An 18,996-nucleotide genomic window follows, 5' to 3' on the forward strand; every position below is an offset into this window, starting at 1 on the left:
GGGCGAGATCTGGGAGAGGTCTGGAAGGTCAACTACTGAGCGGGCACGCCTGTGGCGCGCCCGCAAAACAGGCGCCGGGGTCAGGGGTGGTATAGCTCCCGGGCAACCTGGTTGGCGCGGTCGATGCCGGTGCTGTAATTGTCACAGGTCATGCCCGCCAGCGCGGCATCGTACACCTTGTTACGAATACGCGCGCTGACCCCCTGGCTGACCTGCTGGTAAATGCTGAGGAATACATAAATAGGTTCTCGTCGCAGCGCTTCGCGGGAGGGCACCCGGTCACAGCGCGCCTTCAGGCTGGCCTGGATATCGTCCAGTACCGCCGGACAGTGGGGGCAGGTACTGGCCGGATCCACGGCCACCCCCTGTGCCCAACTGTGGCCCGCCAGCATGAGGCAGAGAATCCAGGGAAACAGGCGAAAAAGATGAGAAAGGCGATTCGAGAGCTGGGCCATAGCGTGGTCATGTCCTTGATACGGCTAAGGATAAGAGCCGTTACTTTACCCCATAATTGAGATTTGGCCCAATCGCGCTAGCACACCTGGCTCTGCATCCGCCCCGATGCGAACAGGCCGCTGCTGAACTCCACGTCCATGCGTTGCAGGCGCCGGGAGAGCTCGCGGGCGATGTTGCTCAGCACGCGAATAAAAAGCTCCGGGTGCTGCTGCTTCAAGCCCTGAAAATCGTCGTGGTGCAAAGACCAGCCGCCGGTGGACTCCAGCGCACGAATCGAGGCGGTGCGGTGATGACGCTCAATCAGGGCCATCTCCCCCACGCTTTCCCCTTCCTGCCGTATCGCCAGGCGAACCAGGGTGTTTTCCGAGACCTCGTCGAGCACCTCCACCGACCCCCAGTCGATCAGCAGCATTTTCTCGGCGGGCTCGCCCTGGTGAAACAGGAACCCGCCATCGGCGCAGTTGAAGGGTCTGAGCAGGCTGGCGATCGTCGCCAGCTCGGCCGATCCGGCCCCGCGGAACACGGCAAAATTACTCAGGCTGGTGAAAATCTGCTCCATAAAATCGGCTCCTGGATCGGCATGGGCGTGGCCGCCCGCATCGGGTATGGGCGTCGCGACCCACATGGACCATGGGCGGTTCAACGCCCCGTCAGGCCCAGTATAGCGGCTTCCCGGTCCCGGCCGGGTTAATCCGGTTACCACGGCCGATATCTGCTATACTCGCCCCCCTTTTTTCTACTGCTGTGAGTCTGCCCGTGGCTGCCGCCCCCTTTTCCACCCTGCCCCTGCCGAAACCGCTCCTGGCCAACCTGGATGATCTCGGCTATCGCCAGATGACCCCGATACAGGCCAAGAGCCTGCCCCTGGCCCTGGAAAACCGCGACCTGCGGGCGCAGGCCGAGACCGGCAGCGGCAAGACCGCCGCCTTTGGCCTGGCGCTGCTGCTGAAAATCAAGCCGCGCCTGTTTGCCCCCCAGGGGCTGGTGCTCTGTCCGACCCGGGAACTGGCCACCCAGGTTGCCCGGGAGCTTCGCCGCCTGGCCCGCTACCAGGACAACATCAAGGTGCTGACGCTCAGCGGCGGCCAGCCCATCGGGCCCCAGATCGGCTCCCTCGCCCACGGCGCCCACTTGATCGTCGGCACCCCGGGGCGGGTACAGGATCACCTGCGCAAGGGCACCCTCAAGCTGGATCAGCTCCACACCCTGGTGCTGGACGAGGCCGACCGCATGCTGGACATGGGGTTCGTACAGAGCATCGAGGCGATCGCCGCCGCCACCCCGCCGCAGCGCCAGACGCTCCTTTTTTCGGCCACGTACCCCAAGGAGATCGACGCCCTCGGCAACGCCTTCCAGCGTGACCCCGCCTGGGTCGAGGCGGACGCGGTCGCCACCCCGGCCGCCATCGAGCAGCGCGCCTTTGAAGTCACCGCCGAGACCCGGATCACGGCCCTGGACCGCCTGCTGCGTCACTACCAGCCCGCCGCCTGCGTCCTGTTCTGCAACACCAAGCAAGGCTGCCGTGAGCTCACCGAGGCGCTCCAGGGGCTCGGGCACAGCGCCCTGGCACTGCACGGCGACCTCGACCAGCGGACCCGCGACGCCGTGCTGACCCGTTTCAGCCACGGCAGCTGCGCACTGCTGGTGGCTACCGACGTGGCGGCCCGGGGGCTGGATATCAGCGAGCTGCCGGCGGTGATCAACTACGAGCTGAGCCGCGATCCCGAGGTCCACACCCACCGCGTCGGCCGAACCGGCCGCGCTGGCCGCACCGGCCTGGCCCTGAGCCTGTTTACCGAGTCCGAGCGCTACAAGCTGGAGCGCCTGGCCGACGCCCAGGGAGAACCGCTTGCCGAAGCCGACTGGGAAAGCCTGAGCGCGGGGCCGCCCCTGCAGGCAGCGCGGGTGGATCTGTGCATCGCCGGCGGGCGTAAACAGAAGGTACGTCCCGGGGACATCCTCGGCGCCCTCACCGGGGAGGCGGGGCTGGACGGAAAACAGGTGGGCAAGATCAGCCTCTTTGACCACTGCGCCTACGTGGCGGTGGACGCCGACCAGGCCAAGAAAGCCCTGGGACGCCTCGCCAACGGGCGCATCAAGGGGCGTCGGTTCAAGGTTCGTCGGGCGTAATCGAATAATCGACGATTAGGGCTGGCGCCGCCAGAGGCGCAGGCGGTTATTGGCGGGCATGGCGATGTCATCCTCCGCGCGTAAACCCTGTATCGCGGCGAGTCGGTCCACCTCGTGGGCGTCACGAATGCCGCCCTCTCCCTGGGCCCGCAGCAGCTGGTCGAAACGGGCGTTGCCCTCACTGGTGTGCCGCTCGCCGTAACGAAACGGCCCGTAGACCGCCAGCAACCCGCCTGCCGTCAACTGCCCCGCCACGCCACGCAGGAACGCCTGCACCTCTTCCCAGGACATGATGTGCAACGTGTTGGCCGAGAAGACCGCATCCACGGCCAACGAGGGCCAGCGGGCGGCACCCACATCGAGCTCAAGGGGTAGCTGCAAATTTGGGGAAGATGCCCCTTCGTGGTTGCAGGCGCCCGCCTCTTGCAGGTTATGGCGCAGCACCGCCAGCCGTTCTCCCCGCTCGCTGGGATACCAACGCAGGTGAGCCAGGCGGGGCGCGAGATAAAGGGCGTGCTGGCCCGAGCCGCTGCCGATTTCCAGTACGGCCTGGCGATCGGCGAAGCACTCCGTCAGCACACCCAGGATGGGCGCTTTATTACGTTCGCAGGCCTCGCAGAAATCCCTCACAAGCGCCCCCTCCTCCTGTCAGAAGCTCGACCCCGGCTGGGCCAGGAACTCCTGTTCCTCGGCGGTGGATTGCCGGCCGAGTATGGCGTTGCGATGCGGGAAGCGGCCAAAGCGCTCGATGATATCCCGGTGCCGGACGGCAAAAGAGTAGCTCTCCTCCAGCCCCGGTTCGGCAAACAGCTGCACCGAGCGGCGCTGAATCAACCGTGACTCGCTGTGCATAAAGGGCATGTAGAGAAAGGCCCGGCGATCCTCCGGCAGACGCTGCGCCTGGCCCAGGGCCAGTGCGTGCTGGGCCAGGCAGAGCGCCTGCGGGTCCTGGGCGAAACTGGCCGGCTGGTCGCGGAAAATATGGCGGGAAAACTGGTCCAGCACCATGACCTCCGCCAGCCGCCCCGCGGGCTCCGCTCGCCACCCCTCCAGCTCGCCGCGGGCAGCGGCTTCCAGCGTTTTTCCAAACCGGCTGGTGATCGCCTGGTCGATGGCCGCATCCTTGCGCCAACGATCCTGGGGCGAAAGCTCCTCGAACCAGAAGCGCAGAACCGTATCGTATGTAACCGCTGCTTGCCCACTCATGACAGAATCTCTTGCAGTTGCGCCTTCAATGCCGCCACCTCCGCCTCGAGGGCCGCGATCCGCTGCTCGAGGGGCTCCGCAGCCGTCTCCGTTGCCGGGCTCTCGACGGCGTCAACCGCTACATTTGCACCGCTCGCGTGCTCACCAAAGCAGTGGCGATAGCGGGATTCACGCTTGCCCGGCTCGCGGGGAAGCACCTCGACGAGCCCCCGTTCAATCAGCGCTCCCAACACCCGCTCCACCTGCTGCACATCCTCGAAGTCGCACAGGCGCGCGGTACGGGTACGCAGCTCCCCCGGGGTCTGGGCCCCCCGCAGCAGCAGTACGCAGGCGATGCCCAGCTCCCGGCTGTCGAGGTTGAGTTCGCCGAACTCGGTATTGCAGAAGCGGTGCTTGTACTTGGGGACCCGGCTGCCGAACCCGGAAACCTCGCGAATCAGCCGTTTCTTGGACAGCTCATCCAGCACGTTCTGGGTCTCGGTCTCGGTCAGCGACATCACCGGGTCGCGGTTGCTTTTCTGGTTACAGGCCAGGGTCAGGCCGTTGAGGGTGAGGGGGTACTGGTCCGGCGTGGTGATCTCCTTTTCGATCAAGGCGCCGATCACCCGGGCTTGCACGGGGGTCAGGTCGATTTCCAAAACTCGCATCCTAGCTCTAGGGCCGCCATGGCGGCCGGTTAACACCTTCTGCCTTGTTTATAACAGAAAACGAACGCCACCTCCCCTAACCGGTCATAGCCAGTAGGCGCTTTTAGCAAGGAGCCTGTACCTTGAGCCCGCCAAACCCTGGGCCTGTGACCGTCTATTTCGACGGGGCCTGCCCGATCTGCCGCAAGGAGGTGCGCCAGTATGACCGCTGGGCGCTGCCGGGCAGCGTGCGCTGGGTGGATATCACCGACCATGCCGATACCCTCCGGGAGCTGGGCATCACCCCGGAAGCGGCCCTGCTGGAACTGCACCTGCGTCACCCCGACGGCCGCCTGGAGCGGGGGCTGGACGCCTTTATCACCCTCTGGGCGCGCATTCCCTGGTGCCGTCCGCTGGCCTGGGTCGCCTCCCTAGCCCCGGTTCACTGGCTGCTGCGCCGACTCTACCGCTGGCATACCCGGCGCCGGCTGGCGCGCCAGGGCCGGCTGCCGCAGGGCGCCTGCCGGCGCTAAGTGCCACCCACCCAGAAGCCCCCCTCAACGCGCCCAATCGGCGGTCCCGACGAGCGGCGTGCAAATCCGCCCCCAATGATCCATTAATAAAGGGCGCCTTAACGCCTACCCAAGGAATCCGGAACCATGCCCTCGATCGAGATAAAGCGTGATCGGCCCCGCATCGACCAGCTCCTGGCACGCTACCAGGCGGCGATTGGCGATGACTTCCCCGGCTATCGCAACCACGTTTATCGCACCACGACCTACGCGATGCATTTTTTGAACAACGCCGCCGAATATGAGCCGATCGTCGAGACGGCGTTCGCCTACCATGACATCGGCCTGTGGACCGACCGAGAACTGGCGTACCTGGAGCCCTCCGAGACCCTTGCCCTTGCCGACAACGAAACGTATGGATGGGGACTGGATCCGGACCTGCTGCGCGGCGCGATCCACTGGCATCACAAGATCTTCCCCTACCGGGGAGCGCACCAGAGGGTAATTGAAGCCTGCCGCAAAGCTGACTGGATAGACGCATCCAAGGGGCTGGTTAAGAAAGGGATTAGCGAGGGTGCGATTGCAGAGGTGGAGGCCGCATTCCCCAACCTGGGCTTTCATGACAGCCTGCTTCGCCTGGCCAAGGACTATGGCGGATCAACCTTGATTGGCGGTATCAGGGTCACCCGGGGCATCGTTAAATGGTAGTTCCCGCGGACCAATGAGCTATGGTTCAGGGGCGTTGAATCCGATCTCCTGCTATCGCCCGGTCCAGGCGCCAGCACCCCGAGAACAAACATTCAAAATCAGAGGGAATTGACATGAAGCTCACCGCAAAATTGGCACTGCCCCTGCTCGCCGCCGCATCTTTAAATGTGGCCGGGGCGGACCATGTGCCCGGACCTTCCCACGGGATTGCCTACCCCACCGGCTGGCAGAACTGGGCAACCATTGCCGTCTCCCACCGAACCGATAACAATACCCTGCGTGCGATTCTGGGCAACAAGATCGCCGTCAAGGCTGCCCGGGAAGGAAACACCAACCCCTGGCCCGATGGGGCCATCATCGGCAAGGTGGTTTGGAAAGACACGACCCTTGAGAACTGGAATACCGCCACGGCCCCGGGTGAGTTTGTCCATGCCGAGTTCATGTTCAAAGACTCGACACAATACGCCGACACCTACAACTGGGGCTGGGCCCGCTGGGTTGGCCTCGAGCAGACCCCCTTTGGAAAGGGGGCCCAGGTCTGCATCGACTGCCATACCCCGGTCCAGGGACGCGACTGGGTGTTTACAGACCCCGCGCCTTTCCCTGGAGAGTGATGATCCGCGGCGCGCCCCGGGCGCGCCTTAAACCCCACGACCAGCCCGGTTCAACGCCTGGCCAACAGAGAAAATACGATGCAAGCGACCATTCGGGATGAACGCCCCGGCGATATTGAACCGATCGAGAACGTCACCGTCCAGGCGTTTTTGAATGCCCCGCACACCGACCACAGGGAGCAGCACATCGTGCGCGCCCTGCGCGAGGCCGGGGCGCTCAGCGTTTCACTGGTTGCCGAGACCCGGGGGGAAGTGGTCGCCCACGTAGCTGCATCGCCCGTCACCCTGAGCGATGGAGCCACCGGCTGGTACGGCATCGGCCCGGTTTCGGTGATGCCGGCTCACCAGCGCACGGGGCTTGGCTCACAGCTGATGGAGGCCGCCTTGCAGAGACTGCAGCACCTCGGTGCGGCCGGCGCCGTTGTGCTGGGAGACCCGGCCTATTACAGCCGCTTTGGCTTCAAGCCCGAACCCGAGCTCGTGTTACCCGGCGTGCCGGCGCCCTATTTTCAGGCGCTCGCATGGGGTGACTCATTACCCCGGGGAGAAGTTGCCTACCACCCCGCCTTTAACGCCACCGGCTAAGCCCGGCGCCGCCTGCGTGGTTGCCACAAGCAATTGCCAATGCGACGGACGTATCGAGGCACGCAGGCTCAGCTATCCAGCGCCATCAACAGGGCCCGCAGGCTGACCCAGGCCACCGCCCCCATCAAACCCAAAAACAGCAGGGCGACCAGGGCAGCCAGCCACCGTTTTACCCGGACTGCCAGGCGGGCAAGAAACCCCAACTCCGGCGACGGCCTAGGCGGCACCTCGGCAAAACAGAGCACCATCGCCTCCAGACTCAGGCCCCAGGCAAAGAGCATGGAGCTGAGCAGCAGCCAGCGATCCTGGGCGGCCCCGTCGGCGGCAAACAGCAGATAGAAGCTGGCCCCCAGGGCCAGCGCCGTGAGCAACCAGAAGGCCGGTCGCCAGGGGCTCAGACGGCGGGCGAGCCACTGGATCCAATCAAGCATCAGCGGGGCCCTCGCGGCCGCTGCCGGCGCCGTTTCTGCCGCTGCCAAAGCAGCACCCCATAACCGATTCCGTTGAGCCCCAGCACCAGCAGGGCCAGGGGCTCCAGCTGCGGCTGCAATCCCGGGGGGTAAATGATCGGCAACAGGTAATGAGCGATGAACCCGTCGTCATAACCCGCCTGACCGCCGAGAAGGCGCAGGTGATTCTCCAGCGGGGTCAGCGGACAACGCCAGTGGTTGAAGGTGGCAAGCATGCCCCAGGTCAGCGCCGGCAGGTGCAGCCAGGGAAGCCTGCGCCAGCGCAGCGCCAGCAGCCCGCCAGCGATCACCAGCAGGATAAACGCCAGGTGAACAACCAGAACGCCATCGGCCAGAACCCGGTACAGCACGCCCGGCGCCGCCCAGGCTCACGCCTTCCACTTGATGTTACAGCCGATACTGGGCTTCTGGTTTTTATCCACCGGCTCTCCGTGACGCAGGGCCTCCAGGGCCCGGCGCAAATCGGCCCCGGTCACCGGCGCGTCGTTACCCGGGCGGGCGCTGTCGAACTGCCCCCGGTAGACGCAGCGCAGCTCACTGTCGAAGAGAAAAAAGTCCGGCGTGCAGGCCGCGCCGTAGGCCCGGGCCACCTGCTGATCGGCGTCGTACAGGTAGGGAAAGGGGTAGCGCTTTTGCGCCATCATCTCGGGGCTGTCCTCAGGATAGGCGTCGGCGTCGTTGGCGCTGATCGCCACCAGGGCGATGCCGGAGCGGCGGTAATCCTCCCCCAGGCGCACCAGCGCGGATTCAACGTGCTTGACGAAAGGACAGTGGTTGCAGATAAACATCACCAGGGTGCCCCGCTCGCCCATCAGTTCTTCCAGGGCGTAACGCTTGCCGTCCCGCGGATCGTTCAATGCAAAGTCCGGGGCGACGGTGCCCAGGGTCATCATGCTGGATTCGGTCAATGCCATCGGTCGCTACTCCTTTCTATGGCTCGCCAAAAGACTGCCTGCAGTCTAGTCAGGCCGTACGCCATTTTCTCGCCCTCCTAACCCTGTCGCGAATTGCGTTTTCTCACTTTTGACAAGTTCTGGTAGACTGCCCGCCGTCGACAACCCTACCGAAGAGAGAGACTCCATGAAAATCGTACGCTGGTTACTGGGCCGCCTGATCCTGCTGCTGAATTTTCTGACACCGCCCCGCCGCACCCGGCGCCCGGCCGAGGTTCAGGAAAAGATTGACCAGCAGACCCAGGCGCTGGCCCTTTACCAGTACCCGGCCTGCCCGTTCTGCGTCAAGGTTCGCCGCGCCCTGCGGCGCCACAGCCTCAATGTCGAATTGCGCGACGCCAAGCGCGAACCCGAGCACCGCGAAGCCCTGGTGGCCGGCGGTGGGCGGCTGAAGGTTCCCTGCCTGCAGATTCAGGAGCCCAATGGAGAGGTCCGCTGGCTGTATGAATCCGGCGACATCGTGCGTTACCTGGAGGGACGTTTCGTCCAGGCCTGAGGCCTCCCCTTCGTTCCCCTTTTCACCGGGCGGCACGCGGCCGCGAACCGCCCGGTGAACTTGCTTCCCGGCCCGCCCTGACCCGGGGCAAGACCGCAGCCGCCATCCGCACCGCCCCTACTCCGGCACCCGCTCCGCTGATAACCGAAGACGCCCCGCCAATCGCAACCCCCTTTCAACGCGCAGGAACGCCTTCGACCCGCCCTGCAGCTGCGGCTATCGATCAGGCATGCAGGCGATTGGAGCTTCCCATTCCCCATCGCCCCCGAAAACGACCAACGCCCCGGGTATGAATCATTTGATGCAAAACAATCGAATAATGATCACCTGGGCTTGCAGCGCCTGCATTATGTGCGACACTTAAACAGCAAATGAATCATTTGATTCACAGAGAAAGGTTAACAAGCCATGTCCGCACAAGCTCAGCCCCGACCCGACCCGGCCCATGTCCTCGCCAAGGCCCTGTTCAACGCCGCCGAGCAGATGGGGCTGAACATGACCGAGGTGGGCAAGGTGATCGGCCTGCATCGCACCAGCATGGGCCGCCTGCGCAAAAGCATGCTGCTGGACCCGGCCAGTAAGGAAGGCGAACTGGCCCTGTTGCTGATTCGCGCCGCCCGCGCCCTCTATGCCCTCTCCGGCGGCGATAGCGCCTGGATCAGCCACTTTATGCGCAACCGGAACCAGGTCACGGGGGGCGTACCGGCGGAGCAGGTCCAGAGCGTGACCGGGCTGACCCGTGTGGTGACCTTTTTGGATGCGATTCGGGGCAAGGTCTGAGCATGATCTGGCAGGCCTGCTCCGGGGCTGATCACATCGGCGCCCTGGCGGGCACGGCTTATCGTCTGGTGGAGAGTCAGGAACAGATCGCCACCACCGGTTTTGTGGACACCCTGGAGGAGCAGGCGGTGATCGAAGAGCTGCTGGAGGGCTCCAAGCCTCCCAATGCGGAAGCAACGGCCCACCTCCACTACCTGCTCAAAACCCCCTTTCGCTACCCCCCGTTGCCATGGGGCTCGCGTTTCGGCACCCAGGCCGAACCCAGCCTGTTCTACGGCGGCAACAGCATCCGCGTCGCTCTCGCAGAGTCGGCCTATTACCGCCTCGTGTTCCTCTTCTCGATCGCGGGCCAGCCCCCCAAACCGCTGACCAGCGAGCACAGTCTGTTCTCCGTCGGTTACGCCACGGCCCTGGGGGTGCGCTTGCAGCAACCGCCCTTCTCGAACTATGCACACGAGCTGACGGACCCGCGCGACTACCGGGCCTGTCAGCAACTGGGGCGCGATATGCGACGTGCCGGCGTCCGGGCTTTTGAATACACCTCGGCCCGCGACCGAGAAGAGGGCACCTGCATCGCCCTCTTTACCCCCGACGCCTTTACCCAGGACTCCCCGGAATCCCTCACTCCCTGGCTGTGTCAGGCGAGTCAGGAAGGAGTCCGCTTTATGCCCATGGGCAGCCGTGAGGTCTGCTACTTTCCGATCGGCGACTTCCGGGTGGAGGGCGAGCTGCCGCTGCCGGCCTAGCGCGCGGCTGTACTCAAACAGCCGTAACCGATAAGGCGACGATGCCGGCGGCAGCTTAAAGACAGCGGTGAAACATTCAACAAGCTCTACAAACCCGAGTATGGCGCCTGTTGCGGGAGCGGGTTGAAAAGTAACCGCTTCGGCCATATGCGAACGCAACTCATACCAACCTCGCGGTACGAACAACCGCTGATCACTGCGCTCTGGTGAAACCCAGACAGACAAAAAAGCCGCGACCAAGGTCGCGGCTTTTTGAAAGCGATGTTGCCAGGCGGACGTCTTAAGCGTCCATCGCCTCGTCGGGAATCTCGGCGTTGTGGTAGACGTTCTGGACATCGTCCAGATCTTCCAGTACGTCGATCAGACGCAGCAGTTTCTGGCCACCTTCGACATCCAGCTCGACGGTGGTAGAGGGAATCATCGCCACTTCGGCCATTTCCGGCTTCAGCCCCCCGGCTTCCAGGGCCTCCTTCACGGCCAGGTAGTCGGCGCGCGAGGTGAAGACGTCGATGGAGTCGTCGTCGTTGGTAACCACGTCGTCAGCGCCCGCTTCCAGGGCGGCCTCCATGATGGCCTCCTCGTCGGCGCCCTCGCCGAAGGTGATCTGCCCCTTCTTGTCGAACAGGTAGGCGACGGAGCCGGAGGTGCCCAAATTGCCGCCGGCCTTGGTAAACGCGGCGCGCACTTCGGACACGGTACGGTTGACGTTGTCGGTCATGGTCTCCACCAGGATCGCGACCCCGCCGGGAGCGTAACCCTCGTAGGTGAGCTCGTCGTAGTTGTCACCCTCGTTACCGCCGGCGCCGCGGGCAATCGCCTTCTCGATGGTGTCTTTTTTCATATTGGCGCCGAGCGCCTTGTCCACCGCCAGGCGCAGACGGGGATTATCGGCGATCTCACCACCGCCCTCTTTGGCGGCAACCACCAGCTCTCGAATCAGCTTGGTGAAGATCTTGCCCCGCTTGGCGTCCTGTGCCGCCTTGCGGTGCTTGATGTTGGCCCATTTACTATGACCTGCCATAGAAGCTTTCCTCTACTCTGAACGCGAGACCGCGTTGGGTCCGCGACCGGTCGGGTACCGGCCGCCCTCTCTCAATCTCGCGGGTTGACTGTCACGGGCGGCGCACCGCCGCCCTGGGGCACGCCCTACTCTGCAGCCTGGGGCTTGCGAACGCGGATGTTCAATTCACGCAGTTGCGCACTGCTGACTTCGCCCGGGGCGGCGGTCATGACGCAAGCCGCGCTCTGGGTTTTCGGGAAGGCGATTACCTCCCGAATGGAGCTGGCGCCGGTCATCAGCATCACCAGTCGGTCGAGGCCGAAGGCGAGGCCGCCGTGGGGGGGGGCGCCGAATTTCAGCGCGTCGAGCAGGAAGCCGAACTTCTCCCGCTGCTCCTCCTCGGAGATTTTCAGCACGTCGAACACGGTGGCCTGCATGGCCTGATCGTGAATACGGACTGAACCGCCGCCCAGCTCGCAGCCATTGAGCACCATGTCGTAGGCGCGGGACAGGGCCGAATCGGGGTTGGCCTTGAGCTCCTCGGCGCTGCACGAAGGCGCGGTGAAGGGGTGATGCAGGGCAGTCAGGGAACCTTCTGAAGACTCCTCAAACATGGGGAAGTCCACCACCCAGAGCGGTGCCCAGTCGCAGGTGTAGAGGTTGAGGTCCTCACCCAGCTTACAGCGCAGCGCCCCCAGCGCCTCGGAGACGATCTTGCCCTTGTCGGCGCCGAAGAAGACGATATCGCCGTCTTTGGCCTCAACCCGCTCCATCAGCTTCAGGGCGACGTCGTCACCCAGGAACTTGACGATGGGCGACTGCAGCCCCTCGACGCCCTTGGCGAGTTCGTTGACCTTGATCCAGGCCAAGCCCCGGGCGCCGTAGATGCCGACGAACTTGGTGTACTCGTCGATCTGCTTGCGGGTCAGGGTGGCGCCGCCGGGCACTTTCAGTGCGGTGACCCGGCCCTTGGGATCCTTGGCGGGGGCGGCAAACACCTTGAAGTCGACCCCGGCCATCAGGTCCTTCACTTCGGTCAGCTCCAGCGGAATGCGCAGGTCCGGCTTGTCGGAACCGAACCGCTCCATCGCCTCGGCGTAAGCCATGCGGGGGAACGCGCCCAGGTCCACCTTGAGGATCTCCTGGAACAGTTGGCGGATCATGCCCTCGGTGATACCCATGATCTGCTCTTCGTCCATGAAGCTGGTTTCGATATCGATCTGGGTGAACTCGGGCTGGCGGTCGGCCCGCAGGTCCTCGTCACGGAAGCACTTGGCGATCTGGTAGTAGCGGTCCATACCGGAGACCATCAGCAGCTGCTTGAACAGCTGCGGCGACTGCGGCAGGGCGAAGAAGCTGCCTTCGTGGGTGCGGCTGGGAACCAGGTAGTCGCGGGCCCCTTCCGGGGTGGCGCGGGTGAGAATCGGCGTCTCGATATCCAGGAAGCCGTTCTCATCCAGGTAGTTGCGAATGTGGTTGGTAATCTTAGAACGCAACCGCAGCTTGTTCAGCATCTCCGGACGGCGCAGGTCAACGTAACGGTACTTGAGGCGCACATCCTCGCCCACGGTCTGGTGCTCGTCGAGCTGGAAGGGCGGGGTCTCGGCCTTGTTAAGAATCGCCAGTTCCTTGCCCAGTACCTCGATGCGTCCGGTGGTCATGTCTGCGTTCTCAGTGCCTTCCGGACGGGCGCGGACAAGGCCGGTCACCTGGATCACGTACTCGTTGCGCACGCTGTCGGCCAGGGCAAACGCCTCCTCGGTATCGGGATCGACCACCACCTGGGCGATCCCGTCACGGTCGCGAAGATCAAGGAAGATCACCCCACCGTGGTCACGACGACGGTGGACCCAGCCGCAGAGAGTCACCATCTCACCGATCTGAGTTTCATTCAAAACGCCACAATAATGGCTGCGCATAATGGGTTCCTGTTATTTCAAAAAGCTAGAATCGGGCCGGAAAGCGGCCGGTGCATCAGGGGGCGGCGGCTTCGGTTTTGCCGCCGGCAGCGGTCTTGTCGCCCGCGAGGTTTTTCTTTTTGCCGGTTTTGAAGTCCGTTTCATACCAGCCACCGCCGGCGAGCCGGAAGCCGGCGGCTGAAATCAGCTTCTGCAGCGCAGGCTTCAGGCACTCGGGACAATCCTTGAGGGCCTCATCACTAAGTTTCTGCAGGGCCTCCATCTCGTGGCCACAGCCGTCACAGCGATACTCGTAGATAGGCATAACGATAATCCGGTCTGTTGAAACAAACGCGGGATTATAACGCGAAAAACACGGGCTCAACAGGGTCGCAAAACGAAGGCGGAATCTTTCGGGCGCAGCCCAGTCGGGGGTCTGCAGCCCGCCTTTTCACTCCTCTTCATTGAAGGCGCCTTGAATCAGGAACAGGCGGTCATTACCGAAGAACATACGTTCGCCGACAAAGCAGGTGGGCACACCGAAGGCACCGCGCTGCAAAGCCTCTTGGGTGCAGGCGGCCAAACGCTCACGCACCTCGGGCTCGGCGGCCCGCTCCACCCGCTCCGCACCGACCAGCGCTTCCAGCACCTCGGGGTTTCCCGGGTCCTGGCCTTCGATCCAGTAGGCTTCAAACAAGCGCTTGGTAAAGGTGGCGCGCTCCTCTCCCTCGAGCAGGGTCAACAGCGACATGGCGCGCCCGGTGCGGGCCGGAAAGTGCTCCGGCCACACCAGGGGAATGCCATAGTAACGGGCCAGGGCTTGCACATCAGTCTTTGCATAGGCGAAGCGTGCCGGCACGGTGGGCGGCGGCGTATTGCCCGCCCCCTCCAGCAGGCGCGGTAGGGAAACCGGTCGCAAAACCAGCTCCGCCTGGCTGCGTCGGGCGATCCCCGGCAGGCGGCAATGGGCGAGATAGGAGTAAGGACTCAGGATATCGTAGAAGAACTCGATTTGACGGCGCATGATACGGACTTTCCTCACTGGCACAGTCGTCATAGTATGTCAGTGGAGCTTGGCCGTATAGCGCCAGACCTAAGCCGAGGACTCAAGGAGCCGTTTATGTCCGTTCGTGAAAACCTGCACAACTACTACGAGAAGCTGGTCGCCGAGGTACTGGAGGAGCAGTTTGCCGCGGAAGAGGCGGACCTGGATTACCTCTGCGATATCGCCTGCGTAGCGCTCAACCACCTGCCCCCCCGTTACTTTCGCCACGAGATTGACATGGCTTTCTACCTGTCTCCGGCGGAGTTCGAGGAGATGCGTGAGAAAGTGGAGGGGGCCATTATCGAGGCCCGGGCCTACGTGGATCAGAGCCTACGGGACGCGGCCGCGGCCGAGCTGGCGCGCGAAGAGGAGCTGCGGCGATCCGCTGAAGCGGCGGCCCGGGCACGTGCCGCTAAAGGGGCCGGCCCCGACGAAGAGCAGGCCGCCCCCGTATCCATCTTCGAGGCCCAGGCGCTGCCACCCATTCTGAGGGGCAAGCAGTAACCCCTGGCAACGATCATGACTGATAGGGGCTGAAGGCTGAGGGGTGATCAGCGATGGCAGGTCATCCGCCCACCGTCCTCCTCAAGCACCCGCCAGCCATCAATCGATTCATCCCAGCGCCCGATAAGGGTGTAAAGGCAGCTGCTTTCGACGATTTCACCACCGAAAATGGTGGTCTGGTTTGAGACCCAGCTGCCGGGATCAGACTTTCTATCAACTGGCTGACGGTGACTAATGATCCGGGTCGGAGTCTGGTAGCTGTTGTTCTGAACCCACTGGAACGCCCGGCGACCGTCGGGCAGGTCAAAGGCACTAACCGGCTCACCGTAGTCAACCATCACTTCGCGGATATCCTTTCCCGCATATTTTTCCAGCATGTTGGACGCGCAACCGGCCAGAACCGTTGCCGCCAACACACACAGGGTAAATCCTCGCACCTCGTCGATCTCCTTCTCTATCAATAACCGTTACCAGTAGCGCTCGACGGTGATGTGCCCGGGCGCACGGCGCAGGTTTTTCTGCATGCCCCGCTCTTTTAACAGCGCGATGGTCTCCTTGACCATGTGGGGGTTACCACAAATCATCACCTGACTCTGTTCCGGGCCCAGTGCACAACCCGCCCGCTGTTCCAGGCGACCGTCCGCCAGTGCCGTGGTGATGCGCCCGTTGATACTATCCGCCATCTGTTCGCGACTGATGCAGGGGATCCAGTCAAACTGGCCAGGGCGCTCTTTTACATGCGCATCGAGCCGCTCCCGGTAACTCATGTCCACCCCGTGCCGCACCGAGTAGGCAAGCCTGATCCGTTGAAACCGCCGCCAGGGCTCCTCGGTGGCCAATATGGACAGAAACGGGCCGATGGCGGTGCCCGTCGCCAGCAGCCACAGGTCCTCCGCCTCCGGCACCTCGTCCAGCGTCAGAAACCCGGTCGCCTCCGGCGCCACCCAGATCGGCTCGCCTTCCTTGATCGCCAGCAGCTGGTTGGACAACGGCCCGCCCGGTACCGAGTTGAAGTAGAACTCCAGCACCGGCTCCTGGGGCGGATTGACAAAAGAGTAGGGCCGCGCCACCTTCACCCCGTCGATATCCAGGGCCAGGCGGGTATACTGGCCGGCCTTGAAGGGCGCAACCGCAGCCTCGATCCGCAGAGAGTGCAGCCGGTCGGTCCAACGTCTGTTTTCTACCACCATGCCGGCAACCCAGTCGGTCATATTTCCTCCGAAAAAACCGCCCGTTTGAAGCGCTTACACTAGCTCTACTATAGACGCTCCCGCAGCAGGCGCTTGCGGGCGGCCAGCGCCATTCACCGGCGCTGATCCTCCGCCCAGGTGCACAGCTCGGGAAAAAACGTCAGAAAATCCTCTTCCAGTTCTGCGTAGCGTTGCAAGAACTCCTCCCCCGCTCCCAGCATGGGTTCGGGCCGGCGCAGACGCCGCGCCACCCGGTCCAGGGTGTGAACAATCAGCTGAGGGTCCGCGTAGGCGCCGAGCCAGTCCTGGGCGACCAGCCGCTCGGTCACCTTGGCCATCTGCGCCGGCAGGTGCTCATGATACGCCCTCAGTTCGTCATAACACTGGTGAATGAATGCCTTGCGGGAGCGGTCGCTGAACCGGGCCCAGTGCACGCTCAGGTAGTGATCGAAACAGATGTCGAGCACGATGCCGGCATAACGACGCCGGCGGCGGCTAAACCGGTCCCGACTGCGTTGCACCCGTGGATGCTGATCGGTAAAAGCGTCGATCCGCCGGTGCAGTTCGACCCCCTGGCGCATCCAGGCAGGCCACCCCGGATTGATCGGTCCGCGGACGAAATCCCCCATCAGGTTTGCCACCCGGGCCCGGGCGTTATCCTCGGCCAGAAAGAGGTGGGCAAGGAAGTTCATCATAGGTCTCCTGGTGCCTCTGGATGCCGCTGAAATGACACCAACCGTAAAGAAAAAAAACACTTAGCGCCGCAAAAACGTCATTGAGCCGTCCCATTTCTTGAGGTAACCTCCAAATTGTGCTTTTTGATTGACGCTAGTGCGTAATTTTGTTTGGCGGGCGCTCTGACCTGATTAGGTACCTCCCAGCAATTTCGGTAGCAGCAATTAAAATGCCGCAACAAGAACGACAAGCCGCCAGCGGCTGCAAAACCGAGTGGAGTTTAGAAAGTATGTCAGAGGTTATGAACGGAACCGTCAAATGGTTCAACGATGAGAAGGGCTTCGGCTTTATCGCCCAGGAAAACGGGCCCGATATCTTCGTTCACTACACCGCCATTAACGGCACCGGACGCCGCAGCCTGGCCGATGGCCAAGCGGTCTCTTTTGAGGTCACCCAGGGTCAGAAAGGCCCGCAAGCGGTCAACGTTACTCCTCTGTAACGCGCCCGAAAACAGGCGGCGGCCCCTGCCGCCGCCTTCCTCCCCTACTCCTCCCCCGGCTGGGCGAGCGCGCCCCGATCGAAGCGCTTCTTGCGCCGGTAAGGAAACACATCCACCACTTCGCCGTGGTTGATCGCCTGCTGCAGCCCCTGCCAGTAGCCTGCATCGAATATCTCGCTGTGCAGCTCCCGGAAAATCCGGCTCACCTCCCCACGCCGACGCCCCGTCAGGAAAATACTGAACTCCTCGGGAAAGACGTCGTTGGGGGCGATGGAGTACCAGGGTTCGGCCGACAGCTCGTCTTCGGGGTAGCGTGGCGGCGGAATGCGCCGGAAGTTACATTCGCTCAGGTAGCAAATTTCATCGTAGTCGTAGAAAACCACCCGGCCGTGGCGGGTGACCCCGAAATTCTTGAACAGCATGTCGCCGGGAAAGATATTGGCGGCGGCCAGCTGTCGAATGGCGTTGCCGTATTCGCTGATCACGCTGCGCAGCTCATGCTCGGAAGCGTTATCGATGTAGATGTTCAGCGGAATCATGCGCCGCTCACTCCACAGGTGTTTGACGATCACCTTATCGCCTTCGACCCGCACGCTCTGGCCGGCGACGCGCAGCAATTCGTCCAGCAGCTCGGCGGAGAACCGTCGTCGCTCGAAAACGAAATGACTGAACTCCTGGGTATCGGCCATGCGCCCGGCCTTGTCGTGGCGCTTGACCAACCGATACTTCTCCTTGACGGTCTCGCGGGTGATCTCCTTGGCGGGGTGAAAGCGATCCTTGATGATCTTGAAAACCACCTCCAGCGAAGGCAGCGTAAACACCGTCATCACCATCCCCTTGACCCCGGGGGCGATCACGAACAGGTCGTCGCTCTGCTCCATGTGGGCCAGAAAGTCACGGTAAAAAACGGTCTTGCCATGCTTGTAAAAGCCCAGCGAGGTGTACATCTCGTAGGCTTTTTTGTGAGGCAGCAGGCTCTGCAGAAAGCGAACATATTCAAAGGGAATAGGGGCCTCGACCATGAAGTAGGAACGGGTAAAGCTGAAAATCACCGAAACGTCATCGGGATCCAGAATCAAGGTATCCACGAACACCCCGCCCGCCCCATTGTTCAAAATCGGCATCACGAAAGGGACACAGCGTCCCCCGTCCCGGCTGATGGCCCGCCCGACCACATAGGCCCCCTTGTTACGGTAAAAAACCGACTTGACGATCTCAAGGTGCGCACCGCGACCCATCAAGATCCCGTCCACGGGATGATCCTTGATGTAACGCACCAGATTGCGCACGTCCCGGCGCTTATTTTCAAAGGGAATCGAAAAAGCGTAGTCGTCGAGTATCTGCGCAATCAGCCGCGGCAGACTGCCGTTGAGGGCATAGCGGCGGCAGATGCCGGTCTCAGGAGGCTCCCAGTCAGCCGGAAGCGCACTGCGGACAAACACTTTGTTGTCGTCAATGTCCTTGTGACGGTGCGTACGGCAGTAGATGGAGTTGAAGAAAGTTTCCGCCAGCTCACCGTCGGTACGGTGGTAGACCATGCGGCTGTATTCGCCCTTGGCAGCCTCCCAGAGTGGCGCCGCTTTGATGGCCTCACCCACCAGGGTCCGGACCTGGGCGGTGGTGAGGCTGACAGCGAGATCGTAGAGGTCCACCCGCTCGGTGCAGGCTTGCTGCATCCCCCGCCAGTCGGCACGCTCAAAGCGGCCCCGGGCACCTGCTGAAATCTGCTCGAACTTGCCGCGGTAGTCGTCAAAACCGCCGATAATCGCCCGCGCCATCGTCACTGGCGTCTGCGCCGACACGACCGTTTGCGGCTCTGCATGCGTCATACCATCTCCCCTCGCCCAAGCGCCAGTATATACAACCCGGGGCCTTCCGGTCGGCGAGTACTTGGTGGGGAATC

General features: G+C 63.0%; 26 protein-coding genes. 10 read left to right on the top strand and 16 right to left on the bottom strand.

Annotated features, from left to right (window positions below):
• Positions 1-80: 80 nt before the first annotated feature.
• Together JGZ97_RS15120 and JGZ97_RS15125 are read right to left on the bottom strand one after the other, a co-directional pair.
• Positions 81-455 (bottom strand): hypothetical protein, encoded by a 375-nt coding sequence (locus tag JGZ97_RS15120; protein ID WP_207063526.1) that lies wholly within the window; start codon positions 453-455, stop codon positions 81-83.
• Positions 456-532: 77 nt separating this feature from the next.
• The gene (locus tag JGZ97_RS15125; RefSeq protein ID WP_207063527.1) at positions 533-1,015 is read right to left on the bottom strand and encodes a cyclic nucleotide-binding domain-containing protein; all 483 of its coding nucleotides are present in this window, start codon (positions 1,013-1,015) and stop codon (positions 533-535) included.
• 197 nt (positions 1,016-1,212) lie between these two features.
• Here JGZ97_RS15125 and dbpA point away from each other — a divergent pair, with 197 nt between their 5' ends.
• Entirely contained in the window at positions 1,213-2,586 is a 1,374-nt protein-coding gene (gene dbpA, locus JGZ97_RS15130; protein ID WP_370584078.1) for an ATP-dependent RNA helicase DbpA, read from the top strand.
• A 15-nt stretch (positions 2,587-2,601) separates the two neighbouring features.
• On the opposite strand, the gene JGZ97_RS15135 is transcribed toward dbpA, so the two are convergent.
• Genes JGZ97_RS15135 through JGZ97_RS15145 form a run of 3 tightly spaced genes read right to left on the bottom strand, consistent with a single transcriptional unit; the run spans position 2,602 to position 4,439 of the window.
• Positions 2,602-3,216, bottom strand: a complete 615-nt coding sequence (locus JGZ97_RS15135; RefSeq protein WP_207063529.1) for a DUF938 domain-containing protein — start codon at positions 3,214-3,216, stop codon at positions 2,602-2,604.
• Between the two features lie 18 nt (positions 3,217-3,234).
• Positions 3,235-3,792 carry a DUF924 family protein gene (locus tag JGZ97_RS15140; protein ID WP_207063530.1) on the bottom strand — a complete coding sequence of 186 codons (558 nt, stop codon included), beginning with the start codon at positions 3,790-3,792 and terminating at the stop codon, positions 3,235-3,237.
• Positions 3,789-4,439 carry a YceH family protein gene (locus tag JGZ97_RS15145; protein ID WP_370584079.1) on the bottom strand — a complete coding sequence of 217 codons (651 nt, stop codon included), beginning with the start codon at positions 4,437-4,439 and terminating at the stop codon, positions 3,789-3,791. Before JGZ97_RS15145 ends, JGZ97_RS15140 begins: the two co-directional genes overlap by 4 nt.
• Before the next feature lie 122 nt (positions 4,440-4,561).
• Between JGZ97_RS15145 and JGZ97_RS15150 the strand changes: the two genes are divergently transcribed.
• From JGZ97_RS15150 to JGZ97_RS15165, 4 genes are all read left to right on the top strand, one after another.
• Positions 4,562-4,951: a thiol-disulfide oxidoreductase DCC family protein gene (locus JGZ97_RS15150; RefSeq protein WP_207063531.1), complete on the top strand. Its 390-nt coding sequence runs from the start codon at positions 4,562-4,564 to the stop codon at positions 4,949-4,951.
• 126 nt (positions 4,952-5,077) lie between these two features.
• Positions 5,078-5,638 carry a hypothetical protein gene (locus JGZ97_RS15155; RefSeq protein ID WP_207063533.1) on the top strand — a complete coding sequence of 187 codons (561 nt, stop codon included), beginning with the start codon at positions 5,078-5,080 and terminating at the stop codon, positions 5,636-5,638.
• A gap of 113 nt (positions 5,639-5,751) precedes the next feature.
• Positions 5,752-6,252 carry a cytochrome P460 family protein gene (locus JGZ97_RS15160; RefSeq protein ID WP_207063535.1) on the top strand — a complete coding sequence of 167 codons (501 nt, stop codon included), beginning with the start codon at positions 5,752-5,754 and terminating at the stop codon, positions 6,250-6,252.
• 78 nt (positions 6,253-6,330) lie between these two features.
• Positions 6,331-6,837, top strand: a complete 507-nt coding sequence (locus tag JGZ97_RS15165) for a GNAT family N-acetyltransferase (protein WP_207063536.1) — start codon at positions 6,331-6,333, stop codon at positions 6,835-6,837.
• Positions 6,838-6,905: 68 nt separating this feature from the next.
• On the opposite strand, the gene JGZ97_RS15170 is transcribed toward JGZ97_RS15165, so the two are convergent.
• From JGZ97_RS15170 to JGZ97_RS15180, 3 genes are read right to left on the bottom strand one after another with little or no spacing between them, the layout of a single operon-like run.
• Positions 6,906-7,268 carry a hypothetical protein gene (locus JGZ97_RS15170; protein ID WP_207063537.1) on the bottom strand — a complete coding sequence of 121 codons (363 nt, stop codon included), beginning with the start codon at positions 7,266-7,268 and terminating at the stop codon, positions 6,906-6,908.
• Positions 7,268-7,657, bottom strand: a complete 390-nt coding sequence (locus JGZ97_RS15175; RefSeq protein ID WP_207063538.1) for a DUF2784 domain-containing protein — start codon at positions 7,655-7,657, stop codon at positions 7,268-7,270. Before JGZ97_RS15175 ends, JGZ97_RS15170 begins: the two co-directional genes overlap by 1 nt.
• A gap of 18 nt (positions 7,658-7,675) precedes the next feature.
• A complete protein-coding gene (locus JGZ97_RS15180; protein WP_207063539.1) occupies positions 7,676-8,221 on the bottom strand; it encodes a thioredoxin family protein in 546 nt (181 codons plus the stop codon).
• 166 nt (positions 8,222-8,387) lie between these two features.
• Here JGZ97_RS15180 and JGZ97_RS15185 point away from each other — a divergent pair, with 166 nt between their 5' ends.
• The 3 genes from JGZ97_RS15185 (at position 8,388) to JGZ97_RS15195 (ending at position 10,282) form a co-directional block, all read left to right on the top strand.
• Positions 8,388-8,756: a glutaredoxin gene (locus JGZ97_RS15185; protein ID WP_207063540.1), complete on the top strand. Its 369-nt coding sequence runs from the start codon at positions 8,388-8,390 to the stop codon at positions 8,754-8,756.
• Between the two features lie 408 nt (positions 8,757-9,164).
• The gene (locus JGZ97_RS15190) at positions 9,165-9,536 is read left to right on the top strand and encodes an MbcA/ParS/Xre antitoxin family protein (RefSeq protein ID WP_207063541.1); all 372 of its coding nucleotides are present in this window, start codon (positions 9,165-9,167) and stop codon (positions 9,534-9,536) included.
• Between the two features lie 2 nt (positions 9,537-9,538).
• Positions 9,539-10,282: an RES family NAD+ phosphorylase gene (locus tag JGZ97_RS15195; protein WP_207063542.1), complete on the top strand. Its 744-nt coding sequence runs from the start codon at positions 9,539-9,541 to the stop codon at positions 10,280-10,282.
• A 280-nt stretch (positions 10,283-10,562) separates the two neighbouring features.
• Here the strand turns inward: JGZ97_RS15195 and JGZ97_RS15200 are convergent, their stop codons facing one another.
• From JGZ97_RS15200 to JGZ97_RS15215, 4 genes are all read right to left on the bottom strand, one after another.
• Positions 10,563-11,303, bottom strand: a complete 741-nt coding sequence (locus tag JGZ97_RS15200; RefSeq protein WP_207063544.1) for a YebC/PmpR family DNA-binding transcriptional regulator — start codon at positions 11,301-11,303, stop codon at positions 10,563-10,565.
• A 125-nt stretch (positions 11,304-11,428) separates the two neighbouring features.
• Positions 11,429-13,201, bottom strand: a complete 1,773-nt coding sequence (aspS, locus tag JGZ97_RS15205) for an aspartate--tRNA ligase (RefSeq protein ID WP_207063546.1) — start codon at positions 13,199-13,201, stop codon at positions 11,429-11,431.
• 55 nt (positions 13,202-13,256) lie between these two features.
• Complete coding sequence (locus JGZ97_RS15210) at positions 13,257-13,505, bottom strand: FmdB family zinc ribbon protein (RefSeq protein WP_207063548.1); 249 nt, start codon at positions 13,503-13,505, stop codon at positions 13,257-13,259.
• A gap of 126 nt (positions 13,506-13,631) precedes the next feature.
• Entirely contained in the window at positions 13,632-14,204 is a 573-nt protein-coding gene (locus JGZ97_RS15215; protein ID WP_207063549.1) for a 2-hydroxychromene-2-carboxylate isomerase, read from the bottom strand.
• A 96-nt stretch (positions 14,205-14,300) separates the two neighbouring features.
• Between JGZ97_RS15215 and JGZ97_RS15220 the strand changes: the two genes are divergently transcribed.
• Entirely contained in the window at positions 14,301-14,729 is a 429-nt protein-coding gene (locus JGZ97_RS15220; RefSeq protein WP_207063550.1) for a late competence development ComFB family protein, read from the top strand.
• A gap of 47 nt (positions 14,730-14,776) precedes the next feature.
• Here the strand turns inward: JGZ97_RS15220 and JGZ97_RS15225 are convergent, their stop codons facing one another.
• The 3 genes from JGZ97_RS15225 to JGZ97_RS15235 all read right to left on the bottom strand — a co-directional run bounded on the left by JGZ97_RS15225 (position 14,777) and on the right by JGZ97_RS15235 (position 16,611).
• Entirely contained in the window at positions 14,777-15,166 is a 390-nt protein-coding gene (locus JGZ97_RS15225) for a hypothetical protein (RefSeq protein WP_207063551.1), read from the bottom strand.
• Positions 15,167-15,196: 30 nt separating this feature from the next.
• Positions 15,197-15,940 (bottom strand): ferredoxin--NADP reductase, encoded by a 744-nt coding sequence (locus JGZ97_RS15230; protein WP_207063552.1) that lies wholly within the window; start codon positions 15,938-15,940, stop codon positions 15,197-15,199.
• 92 nt (positions 15,941-16,032) lie between these two features.
• Positions 16,033-16,611: an ACP phosphodiesterase gene (locus tag JGZ97_RS15235; protein WP_207063553.1), complete on the bottom strand. Its 579-nt coding sequence runs from the start codon at positions 16,609-16,611 to the stop codon at positions 16,033-16,035.
• Positions 16,612-16,883: 272 nt separating this feature from the next.
• On the opposite strand from JGZ97_RS15235, the gene JGZ97_RS15240 reads away from it, so the two are divergent.
• Positions 16,884-17,093: a cold-shock protein gene (locus JGZ97_RS15240; protein WP_304609771.1), complete on the top strand. Its 210-nt coding sequence runs from the start codon at positions 16,884-16,886 to the stop codon at positions 17,091-17,093.
• A gap of 44 nt (positions 17,094-17,137) precedes the next feature.
• Here JGZ97_RS15240 and aceK read toward each other — a convergent pair whose 3' ends face one another.
• Positions 17,138-18,922: a bifunctional isocitrate dehydrogenase kinase/phosphatase gene (gene aceK, locus JGZ97_RS15245; RefSeq protein ID WP_207063554.1), complete on the bottom strand. Its 1,785-nt coding sequence runs from the start codon at positions 18,920-18,922 to the stop codon at positions 17,138-17,140.
• Between the last annotated feature and the right edge of the window lie 74 nt (positions 18,923-18,996).

Source organism: Motiliproteus sp. SC1-56, from assembly GCF_017309075.1.
Lineage (GTDB): Bacteria > Pseudomonadota > Gammaproteobacteria > Pseudomonadales > Balneatricaceae > Motiliproteus.